Source organism: Flavobacterium sp. KY-23415, assembly GCF_055384985.1.
The window spans coordinates 2,898,285-2,911,251 of record NZ_AP044001.1 but is presented as its reverse complement, the minus strand read 5'-3'; the positions used below and the strand labels follow the sequence as shown (position 1 = coordinate 2,911,251).

Annotated in this window: 13 protein-coding genes; 9 read left to right on the top strand and 4 right to left on the bottom strand. The window is 30.4% G+C overall.

The window, feature by feature from the left end; translation table 11 throughout:
- Window positions 1–46: 46 nt before the first annotated feature.
- Both ACZ49Z_RS12745 and ACZ49Z_RS12740 read right to left on the bottom strand, forming a co-directional pair.
- On the bottom strand, window positions 47–1,444 hold the full coding sequence (locus ACZ49Z_RS12745) for an RtcB family protein (protein WP_464304688.1): 1,398 nt from the start codon (window positions 1,442–1,444) through the stop codon (window positions 47–49).
- Entirely contained in the window at window positions 1,434–2,198 is a 765-nt protein-coding gene (locus tag ACZ49Z_RS12740) for a hypothetical protein (protein WP_464304687.1), read from the bottom strand. Before ACZ49Z_RS12740 ends, ACZ49Z_RS12745 begins: the two co-directional genes overlap by 11 nt.
- 419 nt (window positions 2,199–2,617) lie before the next feature.
- On the opposite strand from ACZ49Z_RS12740, the gene bshC reads away from it, so the two are divergent.
- From bshC to ACZ49Z_RS12700, 8 genes are all read left to right on the top strand, one after another.
- The gene (gene bshC, locus ACZ49Z_RS12735; RefSeq protein ID WP_464304686.1) at window positions 2,618–4,207 is read left to right on the top strand and encodes a bacillithiol biosynthesis cysteine-adding enzyme BshC; all 1,590 of its coding nucleotides are present in this window, start codon (window positions 2,618–2,620) and stop codon (window positions 4,205–4,207) included.
- Between the two features lie 38 nt (window positions 4,208–4,245).
- Window positions 4,246–4,743 carry a hypothetical protein gene (locus tag ACZ49Z_RS12730; RefSeq protein WP_045972004.1) on the top strand — a complete coding sequence of 166 codons (498 nt, stop codon included), beginning with the start codon at window positions 4,246–4,248 and terminating at the stop codon, window positions 4,741–4,743.
- A gap of 128 nt (window positions 4,744–4,871) precedes the next feature.
- The gene (locus tag ACZ49Z_RS12725) at window positions 4,872–5,333 is read left to right on the top strand and encodes a hypothetical protein (RefSeq protein ID WP_464304685.1); all 462 of its coding nucleotides are present in this window, start codon (window positions 4,872–4,874) and stop codon (window positions 5,331–5,333) included.
- A 140-nt stretch (window positions 5,334–5,473) separates the two neighbouring features.
- Entirely contained in the window at window positions 5,474–6,325 is an 852-nt protein-coding gene (locus ACZ49Z_RS12720; protein WP_464304684.1) for a sulfurtransferase, read from the top strand.
- Window positions 6,326–6,395: 70 nt separating this feature from the next.
- Window positions 6,396–6,623 carry a hypothetical protein gene (locus tag ACZ49Z_RS12715; protein ID WP_464304683.1) on the top strand — a complete coding sequence of 76 codons (228 nt, stop codon included), beginning with the start codon at window positions 6,396–6,398 and terminating at the stop codon, window positions 6,621–6,623.
- Entirely contained in the window at window positions 6,613–6,903 is a 291-nt protein-coding gene (locus ACZ49Z_RS12710; RefSeq protein WP_464304682.1) for a type II toxin-antitoxin system RelE/ParE family toxin, read from the top strand. The genes ACZ49Z_RS12715 and ACZ49Z_RS12710 overlap by 11 nt, the downstream gene beginning before the upstream one ends.
- Window positions 6,904–7,051: 148 nt before the next feature.
- The gene (locus ACZ49Z_RS12705; RefSeq protein WP_464304681.1) at window positions 7,052–7,672 is read left to right on the top strand and encodes a hypothetical protein; all 621 of its coding nucleotides are present in this window, start codon (window positions 7,052–7,054) and stop codon (window positions 7,670–7,672) included.
- Between the two features lie 129 nt (window positions 7,673–7,801).
- On the top strand, window positions 7,802–8,734 hold the full coding sequence (locus ACZ49Z_RS12700; RefSeq protein ID WP_464304680.1) for a hypothetical protein: 933 nt from the start codon (window positions 7,802–7,804) through the stop codon (window positions 8,732–8,734).
- Window positions 8,735–8,790: 56 nt separating this feature from the next.
- Here ACZ49Z_RS12700 and ACZ49Z_RS12695 read toward each other — a convergent pair whose 3' ends face one another.
- The gene (locus ACZ49Z_RS12695) at window positions 8,791–9,357 is read right to left on the bottom strand and encodes a DUF4494 domain-containing protein (RefSeq protein WP_464304679.1); all 567 of its coding nucleotides are present in this window, start codon (window positions 9,355–9,357) and stop codon (window positions 8,791–8,793) included.
- A 351-nt stretch (window positions 9,358–9,708) separates the two neighbouring features.
- Between ACZ49Z_RS12695 and ACZ49Z_RS12690 the strand changes: the two genes are divergently transcribed.
- Window positions 9,709–10,107, top strand: coding sequence for a hypothetical protein (locus tag ACZ49Z_RS12690; RefSeq protein ID WP_464304678.1), 399 nt, complete (start codon window positions 9,709–9,711; stop codon window positions 10,105–10,107).
- Between the two features lie 327 nt (window positions 10,108–10,434).
- Here the strand turns inward: ACZ49Z_RS12690 and ACZ49Z_RS12685 are convergent, their stop codons facing one another.
- Entirely contained in the window at window positions 10,435–12,900 is a 2,466-nt protein-coding gene (locus ACZ49Z_RS12685; protein ID WP_464304677.1) for a beta-mannosidase, read from the bottom strand.
- Window positions 12,901–12,967 lie beyond the last annotated feature (67 nt).

The following is a 12,967-nucleotide window of genomic DNA, read 5'->3' as shown; positions in this document are numbered from 1 at the left end:
AAATGCCCAAGCCATTCGCTCCTAGAAAAACAATTTTTCTTTTTCATTATCGATCCATTCGTACTATTTTAGGAGTGAACGTACCCAAAACATCCACTAATTCCGTTTGCAAAGCCATTATTGTATTAATGTCTTTGTAAGCCATTGGTGCTTCATCTATATTCCCTCCAATTAATTTCACATCGTGTGTTGCCAATTCTTTTTTAATCTGGCTCTGTGTAAAATTTGCTTTGCATTTGGCTCTTGAAAACAAGCGTCCTGCTCCATGAGAGGCTGATTGCAAACTCGCATCATTTCCTTTACCCATAACAATAAAACCAGGTGCTGTCATGGAACCCGGAATAATTCCTAAAACACCTTTTTGTGCTGGAGTAGCTCCTTTTCTATGCACAATGCATTCTTTGCCATCAACTATTTCTTTCCAAGCAAAATTGTGATGATTCTCTATAGTTACTACTACTTTTTTACCTAATGCTTTGGCTATTCTTCTATGAATATCGTCATGACAAGCTTTTGCATAATCACCTGCTAAGTTCATAGCTAACCAATATTCTTGTCCTTCTTGCGTGTTTAGATCGAGCCAAGCCAAATGTTGCACATTCTTGGGTAAGAAGCAATTTTTGATAGCCAAATCGGTATAGTGCTGAGCAATATTTGCTCCTAAGCCTCTTGAACCACTATGGGAAAGAACAGCTAAATATTCTTTAGGCTCTAGTTTCCATTCTGGCAAAGGATTATCTAACTTTACAATACCAAATTCTACAAAATGATTTCCTCCACCAGATGATCCTAACTGCTTGTAAGCTTTCGCTTTTAGTTTTTTCAACAAAGGAATATCGTTAAACTCATCGCGATAAAACACGTCATGGTCTGCTTTTATATCGTGCGTTTCAGTCATTCCAAATTTGGTGTTGTCTTTCAAAATGGCTTGCAGCAGATGATCTTTTCCTTTTAAAAAAGAAGCAGGTAAATCGAAAATCGATAAACTCATTCTGCAACCTATATCTACTCCTACTCCATAAGGAATGACTGCATTTTCTGTTGCCAAAACACCCCCTATTGGTAATCCGTAACCTGAATGTGCGTCGGGCATTAAGGCTCCTCTAACAGCCACAGGTAACTTTAAAGCATCATACAATTGAAACTTGGCTTGCTCGTCAATTTCATTTTCTCCAAATATGGAAAAAGGAACTTTCGATGTCCTCAATTGATTGAGTTTCTTTTGTATTTGAATTGGATCTAATAGTCCTTCAACTATTTTACTCCATGTGGCATGTGTTTTGAAATTTTCTGGATGCAACAAAACTTCTTGGGCTTCTAATAGTATATTTTCTTTTTTCTCTCTTTTTCTATATCTATTAATCTGCCCTAGCGCTACGTTTATTGCATTATTTTTTGGAAAGCCTAGCTTTACTAGTTCTTTTCCTGATAGTTTATTTCCCATAATCCTGTATTCTTTCGTTTACATAATCTTCATAGAATTCTTGTAAACTTTTATTTTTATAGGGGTCAATGTATTTCGGTTTTTCGTCTTCATCATAATATCCCTTATACTTTCCTCGACCACTTTTTAATTTATTTATTTTATTGCGTAAATGATAGTTCGTAATTCGGTTTTCAATACAATCTAACTCGCTTTCTATCTCTGCATCAATAGCTTTTCTATGTGTAACAAAATGTGGTTTCACTCGCAAAACATAGCGCCATGATTCATTAAATTCATAATAGCGTAGCATTCTATCGAAGTTTTGACACCATTTTTCAACATATGTGAAATAGGTCTTCTCTTTATCTGTCAAACCCAATTTTTCACAATTCCATTGCTGTGGATAAACGCGACACAATTCTTGATGTTCTTCAACTACAATCCGTTTACCTTTTTTTCTCACTTTTTTTGAAAATGATTTTGCATTGGAATACTTGTAGGTATTGATCTTCGTTAACAAGTGCTGAAAAAATTCAGCTTGTGGTGATCGCAATACATCTTCTCGCAATACAAAAAAACGCACCCAACCTTGTTGGTATGGCATTTCTAGTGGAACTAATGGTAATTCTTTTCTAGCATTAAACAATTCTCGTTCCCGAGCATAAACAGCGTGCAATTGTTTTTCAAAATCTTTTTTTACTAACCTTTTTTTACGTCTTACACTTTTAAAACGACTAGCAAAAGCATAGTCATTCTCTGTGAAATTTCCCATTTGAAAAAATTCATTTAAAAAAATTATAGCGTAATGGCTAATCACTGCATCATCAAACTGATAATGTAAAAGTTCGTCTAACGGGATTTTTTGAAGGGTCTAGAATTAAAAAAGCCCGAATCTAAATTGCTTCGGGCTTTTTCATATCTTTAATTCTGAATTTACGAATGAAATAAACCACGAAGAAAAGCGTGACCAGTACCTACTGATGTATTGCTTTGGAAGTATGAATTGAATAATGTCATTTTTTCTTCGTTTTTATTGGTTATTATTACGTTGCAAATTTTTGTAATTATTTTTGACAATTCCAAATTTATTTTAAAAAAAGTTTTTTTTCTATAATAAAGTATATTAAGTGAATGTTAAAGCATTTACAATCTTAACTTTAATTTCTTTATTTTTACAAAAAAAAATATTTTATGCCAACCGACTGTATCAGCTATCAAAATTCAGGATATTTTTCTAACCTAATGATTGATTATTTAAATGAAAAAGAAGCACTAAAACAGCTGTACAATCACTTTCCAAAATTGGAAAATTTCCCTTCCCAAATTTTAGAAAAAGAAGCTAATTTCCCTGTTGAAAACAGAAAGATTTTGGTTACTGCTTTAGAAAAACAATATGAAGATTTTGAAGTTTCTGAAACAACTTTAAACAATATTAAACTTTTAAACGATTCAAAAACATTTACAATTACAACTGGTCACCAATTGAATTTATTTACAGGACCATTGTATTTTCTATATAAAATCATTTCTGCCATAAATCTTTGTAAAGAATTGAAAAAAAACTATCCCGAGAACAACTTTGTTCCTATGTATTGGATGGCGACAGAAGATCATGATTTTGAAGAAATTAATTATTTCAATCTAAAAAACAACAAAATTCAATGGAAAAGAGACAGTTTTGGACCTGTTGGACGATTATCAACCGAAGGCTTAGAAACCGTTTTTGAAGAATTTTCTAAAGAAATTGGTCTAGGCAACAATGCATTTTTTTTAAAAGAGTTATTCCAAAATGCGTATTTAAACCATTCCAATTTAGCGGCTGCCACTCGTTTTTTGGCAAACGAATTATTTAAAGAAGAAGGTTTGGTGATTATAGATGGCGATGATAAAAATTTGAAACAACTCTTCATTCCTTTTGTAAAAAAAGAGCTATTGCATCAAACTTCGAGTGAAGAAGTTTTAAAAACCAATGTGCATTTAACCGATTATAAAATCCAAGTAAATCCAAGAGAAATTAACTTGTTTTATATTGAAGATGATTTGAGAGAAAGAATCATCTTCGAAAAGAACCAATACAGTGTATTGAATACCAAAATAAATTTTTCAGAAGAAGAAATTTTGACTGAATTAGAAAATCATCCCGAAAAATTCAGTCCGAATGTCATTTTAAGACCTTTGTATCAAGAAGTGATTTTGCCTAATTTATGTTATATTGGTGGTGGTGGAGAATTGGCGTATTGGTTAGAATTAAAATCTAATTTTGAAGTGAATAAAGTTCCTTTCCCTATGCTTTTATTACGTAATTCGGTTTTATTGGCTACCGAAAAACAAGCGCAAAAAGCAGATAAATTACAATTAACTTGGGCAGATTTATTTAGCACTCAAAATGATTTATTGACCAATAAAACCAAAGCATTATCTCAATTTACTATTGATTTTTCAGAACAAAAAGAACATTTACAGCAACAGTTTATTGCTTTAAAAGAGATAGCAAAGCAAACCGACAAATCGTTTATAGGAGCTGTGGAAGCACAAGAGAAAAAACAATTGAAAGGCTTAGAAAATTTGGAAAAACGCTTACTAAAAGCTGAAAAACGGATTTTAGCCGATCAATTGGAACGAATAACGGTTTTACAAAATGAATTGTTTCCTGGAAAAAGTTTGCAAGAACGTAAAATTAATTTTGCTGTGTTTTATGCTGAATTTGGAGCTACTTTAATTAAAAAGCTTTTGGAAAAATTACAACCTTTGGAGCAGGAATTTAGTGTGGTGGTTTTGTGAGAATAAATTTCCTATATTAGTTTTTATTAAATAAACATATGAGTATAGAACATCACCCAAAGTTTGACGATTCAGGATTCTATAAAATAAATGATAATCATTTAATGGTATTTTTGCATTCTGACGGATTTACCGAAAGACTGTTGGGTGTTGATATTTTCATAACTAAATTTTATGAAGTAGAAATTTATTTAAGATCTTTTAAAAAAGGGAACAATTATGGAGATTTTAGATATGAAAACCATACTGTTAAGCTTCCAAATGAAGTATTTAATTTTCTTAAAAAAATTAATCAACTTGAAAAGTTAGAGTTTGGATATAATAAAATTGATAAAAGTTTTATGGAAGATTGTCAAAGACAAGAGATTTTATTTAATCATAGCGGAAAAACAATTGGCTTTTTTATTAGTGGAGGAATGACTCTTAAAATAGACGATTTTGAAACTGATTTTGGTCAAAGCTTTTATGCTTTTTATAAATTCTTGGACAATTGGAAGGAAAAAATTTATATCGATTTTAATGAAAATCACACTTAATATCTAAAAAACACAAGTCCAAATCTATATCCTAAAATCTTTGCAAATTTTATTTATATTTTTATAAATCCCTTAAAGAAGAAAACTAATTATGCATAAAATAGCATTGGGAAGTCGTCAAAAAAAACATGAGAAAAAAAGAAAATAATATAAAATTTTATACACTTATTTTTAGTGTATTAGCTTTATTACTTCAAAGTTGTTTTTTAGATTGCTCATATCATGAAAAAATTGAGTTTGATAACATCAATAAAAGCATAAAAGTACTTTCAGATAATTATTGTATTATTTCCTTAAGATTAACCGAATACGAGCCTATGGAAGGATACATCAGAGAAATTAAAAACAATAATTTTAAAATTGATTTCGATTTAAATAAAACAGTGAAAAATGTTAATTTGTCAGTTCTCCTTAATTCAAAAGAAAATGATTCAATACTAACACTTTTAGATGAAAAATATATCGCATTCGATTTAGTTTTACATGTGATTGAACCAAAATCACATTCCGAAGAAATAAAGCATATCCATTTTGTAAGTGAACAAGTTGAAAAAGGAGAAAAAGTATTTGAAAGTGAGGGTTGTAAGTAAGAAAAAACTCTTATAACAATCTTTTTCAGTTATTGCTAAACTTAATTAAATCTAAAATTCTCTCTAATAGTTTTAATATTCTAATCTAATTAAAATCTTTTAAGCAAAAATCTAATCCAATCATTTTATAATTTCACAACATGAACCAACAACTCTCACCCCTCATAACCGCAATCGAACTTCTAACTCTGCACCAAACGGCATCTATCATCTTAATAGATGCTAGTAACGGTAAAAATGCTTATGACAATTATTTAGAAAGTCATTTACAAGGGGCTTTGTTTGTCGATTTGAATACACAATTGGCAGACATCAAAGAAAATGTTGCTGTAGGTGGTCGTCATCCCTTGCCCACTTTAGAACAATTTTCAAAAGTACTTTCTAGTTTAGGCATTACTCCTGAAAGTCATGTGGTGGTTTATGATGATAAAAATGGAGCGAATGCAGCGGCTCGTTTTTGGTGGATGATGAAAGCAGTTGGTCATGAAAAAGTACAGGTTTTAAACGGTGGAAAAAGTACTACCGAAGCGGTTGGTTTTCCATTAGCACAAGGCATTGAAAAAGCGAAAAAAGCAGCACTTTATCCTGTCATGAATTGGCAATTACCACAAGTTACAATAGACGAAGTTGAAAAAGCAACTACAAATCCCGATGTCATCATTATTGATGTTCGAGAAACGGCTCGTTACAAAGGTCACATAGAACCTTTGGATTTAATTGCAGGTCATATTCCGAATGCTGTGAATGTGCCTTTTTCTACAAATTTAGATGAAAAAGGGTTATTTTTGTCTCCTTCCCTATTGAAAGAAAAGTACGAAACGGTTTTTCAAAATATTCCTGTCGAAAATTGTATTGTGCATTGCGGTTCTGGAGTTACGGCTTGTCATACGCTTTTAGCCATTGCTAGTACTGGTTTGAAAATTCCAAACTTGTATGTGGGCTCATGGAGTGAATGGTCTAGAAATGGAAAGAAAATTGTGACGGAGGAATAGTCCATAAAAATAACACTAGCAATAAATAACTTTATTTTCTTTTTTATTAAATTTACCTAAAAGAAATATTATGAGTTTTATTGAAGAAAAAGAAAAAGTAATTGCTAAAATTAAAGAACTTCAAAATGAAGCTATTTTAGATCAAATCAAAGCATTACTTACTAACGAAGATTCTCTTTTAACTGATACTCAACAAAACGTTGTTAGAGAACGTAGGGCAACGTATTTAAAAAATCCTGAAGAATTACTTTCTTTAGAAGAATTTAAAAATACCATAAAAGCAAAATATGGTTTTTAATATTCTATGGTCTAAAAAAGCATTAATAGACATTGAAAACGCATTAGAATGGTATGGTGAAATAAATGATTCGCTTCCTAAACGTTTTTACGACAATGTTCTAAAAAGTGTAGTTTTATTATCTAAAAACCCTTACTTATTTCAACTAAAATTTGACTCTTTTAGAGAATTGCCCTTAAAAAAATTCCCTTATGTCATTGCTTATGAAATTATGGATAATAAAATAATTATCGTTGCCGTTTTTCATACCTCAAAAAATCCTGATAAAAAAAATAAATAAAAAAATAAATAAAAAAATGTAGCAAAATTTCATTTAAAAACACTGCTATAAATGAAACTATAGTAAATTAATTATGCTCTAATAGCCATTTATTTTTTATATTTCGATTTCAAAGAAATAATCAAATTTTCAAAGCAAACTAAAAAGCATGAAAGAAAAATATAAAACAGATGATATAAAATCTTTAGATGAGGGAACTCATGTAAGAATGAGACCTAAAATGTATTTTGAAAAATGTTATGCTGAAGAATCGCTCAACTCAATTGCTTTTGAAGTACTTTGTCATGCTTTTGATGAATATTTAGATGGTAGTTGCTCTCAAATAAAACTAAGTTTTTGTAGAGACTCTTTTACCACTGAATATAATGCTGGAATGTCACTTAAAAACAATAAATATGAAAACATCTCCTATGCTGAACTAATCATGACCAAGATCATGGCTTGTTCCAATTTAAAAAAGCACTTATCAATTGGGGAAACATTTTGCCATTTAGGATTAGCTACTATCAATTTCGCTTCAGAGTATTGTGAACTTACTACGGTTTCTGAAAACCAAAAAGGTTTTTTCAGATTTGAAAAAGGTGAATTAAAATTAAAAAATATAGAAACTTTTGAAAGTGAAACTAACTGGACAAAAATTCATATAAAACCAGATCCTACTTTGTTTTCAGGTTTGTATTTCACTTCAGATGGAATTTGCTCAAAAGCAGAAGAAATTAAAACCAAAATGAACAAACTTGATTTTTTAATTGAAGATAATATGAAGTAAAATAAAAACATTACTTTATTGATGACTATTTTAAATATTCACAAACACTTTGTCAGAATATAATTAATCTAAAAAAACAGAATTGTTTTACAAAAAAACAATAGTTTTGCAAAACTAAAAAATAAAAAAATGAATAAACCAATTACCCTATTTTGTGCCTTAATGCTCTTTTTTTTATCAAAATCTTACAGTCAGTTTTCTATTGATAATATTGACGAAATAGACAATATAAAAAACTATACTACCTACATAGTAATGAATGATTTAGAATCTGACGTTTCTAAAGATTATATGCAGATATACAAAGAAAATTGGACTTTCTCAAAGATTGAATTCATAACTAAATCTGAAATAAAAAACTACATAGAACCTAATAATTTTTTCTTTTCTATTGGTGGTTATGAAACACATTTAACAGGATCTACTGGCGGGTCAAATATTCATATTTATCTTGAATTATGGACGTTTACTGAAAAATTTCTTAAAAACAAGAAAGAAAAGACTGTAAAGCTTAAAGATAAAAAAGTAATTTCAAGGATAGAACTTTTTACCGATTTCTATGCTTTAATGTCACCAAGTCTTATATCTAAAAAAGATTATAATGCTGGTGGTCATATTAGAAATTGGGGAAAAGGAATTTTAAAAAACTATATTCAATATCTAATGGAATCATTAGAAAAAAAAGAAAAAAAGGGAATGTTTTATTTAGAGCCAAAAAGGTCTGAATTAGAGCACTTAAAAACTTTAACCTTATATATTCCTGATTATACTCTAATTAAATTTAATAAATTTACAGGAGATGAAAGTGAGAAACATGATGCGAAAGATCTTTTTAAAGATTACAATTATAAATATGAAATTATTACAAAAGACGAATTAAATGATAAAATTCTTAATTCATCAGAGCCTTTCTATTATCTAATTTACGTAAAGAGTAGTACTGATAAATATATTTCTGTAATAAATTCTAAAACTGGTGAAATGATTTACTCTTCATATTCTCCTGTTTCTTATAATATTAATTCTAAAGATTTAAAAGAATTAACAAAAACAATTAAGTAACACAAAAAAAGCCTGATTCATCAAATTAAAATCAGGCTTTTTTTATTGTGATACTCTTACTCAACATCTTCTTCAATAGCAAACTCTTCTTCTGCTTCCTCTAATTCCAAAGGATCATCCATAACCACAATTGCTGGTTTTGAAGCTTTAATCGCATTAAATCTTTCTAAGGCTTCTGCATCTCCTTCTTCTCCACTAAAATAAGGAAAAACATCTACAATTGGTGATTCCGAAATAGCTGGAATGGTATAGTCACCCATTGTGTTTTTCATAGCATGTATGGTGTTGTCATAGGCTTCTTTTACATCATTTGCTTGTACTAGTAAATAGATATTGGTTTTGCGTTCTTTCCCGCTTTCTTCATCATAGGCTACCAAAGCCACTTTTGATCTAAACCATCTGTCTGCGTTTTCAAAGGGATGAATTTCTGAGAAATTAGCTACCTTTATATTGGTTATTTTAAATTCTTCACTCACATAAGCAGTCATTTCTTCATTGATTCTTTTTTCTGCTTCTGTGTAAGACAAAGCATCAACTAGATAAGGTTCGGTTGTAACTTTTTGCACACCATTTTCATCAATTTTTCTATATTTTACTTTACATTCATACCAAGTTGTACTCATAATTGTTTCATTTTTTATAGGATGCCAAAGATAATTTTTAATGAAACTAATTTGTTCTTTTTTTAGAAATAGATATTCACAATTTTAACCCAAATTACGCATTTGACTTTGTTATGAGGGAAATAGATGCAAAATAGTTGCGAAGCACGAAAGTTTTGACCCACAAATGTAGTTAATGCTACATTGAGGACGTAAAACTGAGTACTAAAGCAAATATAAAGCAGTTATTTTTTGTAATAGAATTCAAATGCTTAATTTGGGTTTAATTTCGGAGTACATTACAATGTCTTTACACCGTTTTGAACAATCTCATAGTAATTGCATGTTACCCTCAAAATTGAGTCTCAGAAGGTGGATTTTCAAGTAAATAACCTCAAAATTGAGCCTCAGAAGGTGAATTTTCAAGCTTGGAAGGTGGAATTTGAAGCAAATAACCTCAAAATTGAACCTCAGAAGGTGGATTTTCAAGCTCAAAAGGTGGAATTTGAAGTAAATAACCTCAAAATTGAGCTTCGGAAGGTGGATTTTCAAGCTCGGAAGGTGAAATTTGAAGTAAATAACCACAAAATTGAGCTTCGGAAGGTGAATTTTCAAGCTCGGAAGGTGAAATTTCATGTAAATAACCTCAAAATTGAGCTTCGGAAGGTGGATTTTCAAGCTCAAAAGGTGGAATTTGAAGCAAATAACCTCAAAATTGAGCTTCGGAAGGTGGATTTTCAAGCTCAAAAGGTGGAATTTTATCTAAATTAATGTGAGTTCGATATAAAAATTTTAAAGAAGTATAAATAAACAAAGGTTTTTCGTCAGTTTGAGTGTTTTTACATAATATAATGGAGTAAAAAAGGTATCGAAAACTAATTAATTAGGATATTTATAACAGCTCGATACATTTTCAATTTCGCAAGCTACATTGAAAACACTCGATGTGACGGAAGAAAACCGATTAATTTACATCGAACTCACGTTAAAATAGGTTCTTTTCATTTATTACATATTTTTTTAGAAATTCTTCTCACTAAGAATATTTCTTTTAACCCGATAGGAACATAGCGCACAACAGTTTGTTTCTCTCATAAATTATTTAACATCAAAAAGCGTTTTTATAGCTATGTTTTCAGCTGGTTTCGATAATTTTATGATTCTTTTTTCATGGGGTAAAAGATCAAAATAATTTTCTTCAAAATGAACTCCTTCAGAGTATAGATAAATGTCTTTGGCAAGTATGTCTGTAGTTATTTCTATAGTGTTATCATTTATCTTTTTTATGTTTATTTTAGGTCTTTTTAGTTTTAATTGTTTTGGTTTTACAAAATAATAATTGGTCACTATTTTTTCGTTTTCTGTTTCAAAAACAACTGACAAAATTATTTTATTGAGATTGTATTTTGAGATTTCTGAGATTGCTAGTTTATCTATTATTTTACTATGATTTGCCTCTAACGTAACGTTGCTAATTTTATCCCATATCTTTTTTCCTTCAAAATCTATTATCTCTATTTTTAGCATCCCTTTTTTGTTTTCAAGTGTATCGTTTATTCCATAAATAGCATATTCATCTTCATTCTTCTGTACAGATAAAAGCAAGGTTTCATAACTTCTTTTCGCTTGATAATGAAAGGCTTTCCAATGACCATAATAGTCAACAGAACTCCAAGAGGTTACTGGCCAGCAATCGTTTAACTGCCAATACAATGTACCCATACAATAGGGTTTTGCTCTTCTATGAGCTTCTATCGCAATTTGCATCCCTCTGGCTTGTAATACCTGCGAAACATAATTAAAAACTGCAAAATCTTTAGGTACATTATAGTCACGTTGCATATATTCTCTAATAGTTTCATAGCCAATTGGGTGTTTTTGATGTGTTTTTATAGCTTCGTTTTCCCATGAAAGATTATTGGTAAACTGTTTCATGGTACTCATGGAAGGCATTCCTTGAAATCCATATTCACTCATAAATCGTCCTACTTTTTTTTCATATACCTCAAAGGGTTCTTTGCCCCACCAAACGCCCCAATAGTGAGCATCTCCTTGTGTTAAACTTTCTTTCTTTCCCCACCCTATAGCAGGTGAGGATGGCCAATACAAAATTTGCTCATTACTTGTTACTTCCTTAATAGCATTTGGAATTATTTCATGAAATAACGTTTTATAGTCTTTCCAAATTATTTCCTCTTCTGCTTTGGAATATTTAAATTGTTTTTGCCAACCCCAATTGTGCCAGCCTTCATCTATTTCATTATTACCGCACCATAATGCGATACTAGGATGATGCTGTAATCTATTTACCTGATGTTTTACTTCGTATGCTACATTGGTTAAAAATTCAGAATCTCCCGGATACATGGCACAAGCAAACATAAAATCTTGCCAAACCAAAATCCCACTTTCATCGCAAGCTTCATAAAAATGGTCTGAAGCATAAACACCACCTCCCCAAACACGCAGCATATTCATGTTTGCTTTTTTGGCATTAGACACAACATTATTATACACACTATCTGTTGCTCTAGGCACAAAACTATCAGGCGGAATATAATTAGCGCCTTTTATAAAGACAGGAACGCCATTAAGTTTAAATTGAAAAGAAGTACCAATACTGTCTTTTTCTTGTATTAATTCTATAGTGCGAAGTCCTATTTTCAAGTCTTTATTGTCTAGTATCGTTTCATTTTGAAGTAGCGACAATCTAAAAGAATATAAATTTGCCGCTCCTAAACCATTGCACCACCATTTTTTAGGCTTGTAAATAGTATCTGACCAAGTAATTTTATTTTCTCCTTGAACCAAATATCTTTCGAAAACTTTGCTGTTCCATTTAAAAATATAGTTGTTTGGATCTGTACAATTAATAATCGTTGTCCATTCTATCTCAGCTATTTCATCATTTAATTTTTTTTGTTCATATTGAAGCTTTTTAATTTTTGCTTTATTCCAAAATCGCAATTGGATGGTATCAATTATACCACAGGTTACCAATCTTGGTCCCCAATCCCAGCCGTATTGATATTGTGCTTTTCTGGTAAAAACTTTTTCGTCACCAGGCAATGTGTATTTTATTTTTGAAGCCTCTTTTTTCCCTTCTTTAACTGCTGAATGAAAACGAATTGCAATAGTATTTTTACCTATTTGCAAATATTTTTGTACTGGAAAAATCCATTTTCTAAATTGGTTATTCGTTTTACTTATTGCTTCTCCATTAATATATAATGTAGCATAAGTGTCTAGTCCGAAACATTCAATTTCTATGTTTTCGTGTGCTATCTCTTCTTCTGTAATATAGAATTCAGAATCATATATCCAATCTTCATCTTCAACCCATTGTACTTTTTTCTCATTAGATTCTAAAAACGGATCAGGAATTAAATTATTAGCTAATAAATCAGTATGAATTGTTCCTGGTATTGTTGCTTTATATTTTTTATTTTCCTTTACATTCTTAAAATACCATTTTTCATTGGCTAGATTCTTAATTTTATTTTGAGCCCAAGAAAAGTGTAGTATGAAGCATAAGAAACCTATTTTTAAAAGAGTCAATTTCATTAGTATTCAATAGTTGGCTATAAATTGCGAAACACGAAAATTTGTATCTTTACCAAAGATAATGATA

Bases quoted from the DNA above. Each gene is read 5' to 3' on its own strand.
- ACZ49Z_RS12745 (WP_464304688.1), bottom strand. From the start codon at position 1,444: ATGGGAAATAAACTATCAGGAAAAGAACTAGTAAAGCTAGGCTTTCCA.
- ACZ49Z_RS12740 (WP_464304687.1), bottom strand. From the start codon at position 2,198: ATGGGAAATTTCACAGAGAATGACTATGCTTTTGCTAGTCGTTTTAAA.
- bshC (WP_464304686.1), top strand. From the start codon at position 2,618: ATGCCAACCGACTGTATCAGCTATCAAAATTCAGGATATTTTTCTAAC.
- ACZ49Z_RS12730 (WP_045972004.1), top strand. From the start codon at position 4,246: ATGAGTATAGAACATCACCCAAAGTTTGACGATTCAGGATTCTATAAA.
- ACZ49Z_RS12725 (WP_464304685.1), top strand. From the start codon at position 4,872: ATGAGAAAAAAAGAAAATAATATAAAATTTTATACACTTATTTTTAGT.
- ACZ49Z_RS12720 (WP_464304684.1), top strand. From the start codon at position 5,474: ATGAACCAACAACTCTCACCCCTCATAACCGCAATCGAACTTCTAACT.
- ACZ49Z_RS12715 (WP_464304683.1), top strand. From the start codon at position 6,396: ATGAGTTTTATTGAAGAAAAAGAAAAAGTAATTGCTAAAATTAAAGAA.
- ACZ49Z_RS12710 (WP_464304682.1), top strand. From the start codon at position 6,613: ATGGTTTTTAATATTCTATGGTCTAAAAAAGCATTAATAGACATTGAA.
- ACZ49Z_RS12705 (WP_464304681.1), top strand. From the start codon at position 7,052: ATGAAAGAAAAATATAAAACAGATGATATAAAATCTTTAGATGAGGGA.
- ACZ49Z_RS12700 (WP_464304680.1), top strand. From the start codon at position 7,802: ATGAATAAACCAATTACCCTATTTTGTGCCTTAATGCTCTTTTTTTTA.
- ACZ49Z_RS12695 (WP_464304679.1), bottom strand. From the start codon at position 9,357: ATGAGTACAACTTGGTATGAATGTAAAGTAAAATATAGAAAAATTGAT.
- ACZ49Z_RS12685 (WP_464304677.1), bottom strand. From the start codon at position 12,900: ATGAAATTGACTCTTTTAAAAATAGGTTTCTTATGCTTCATACTACAC.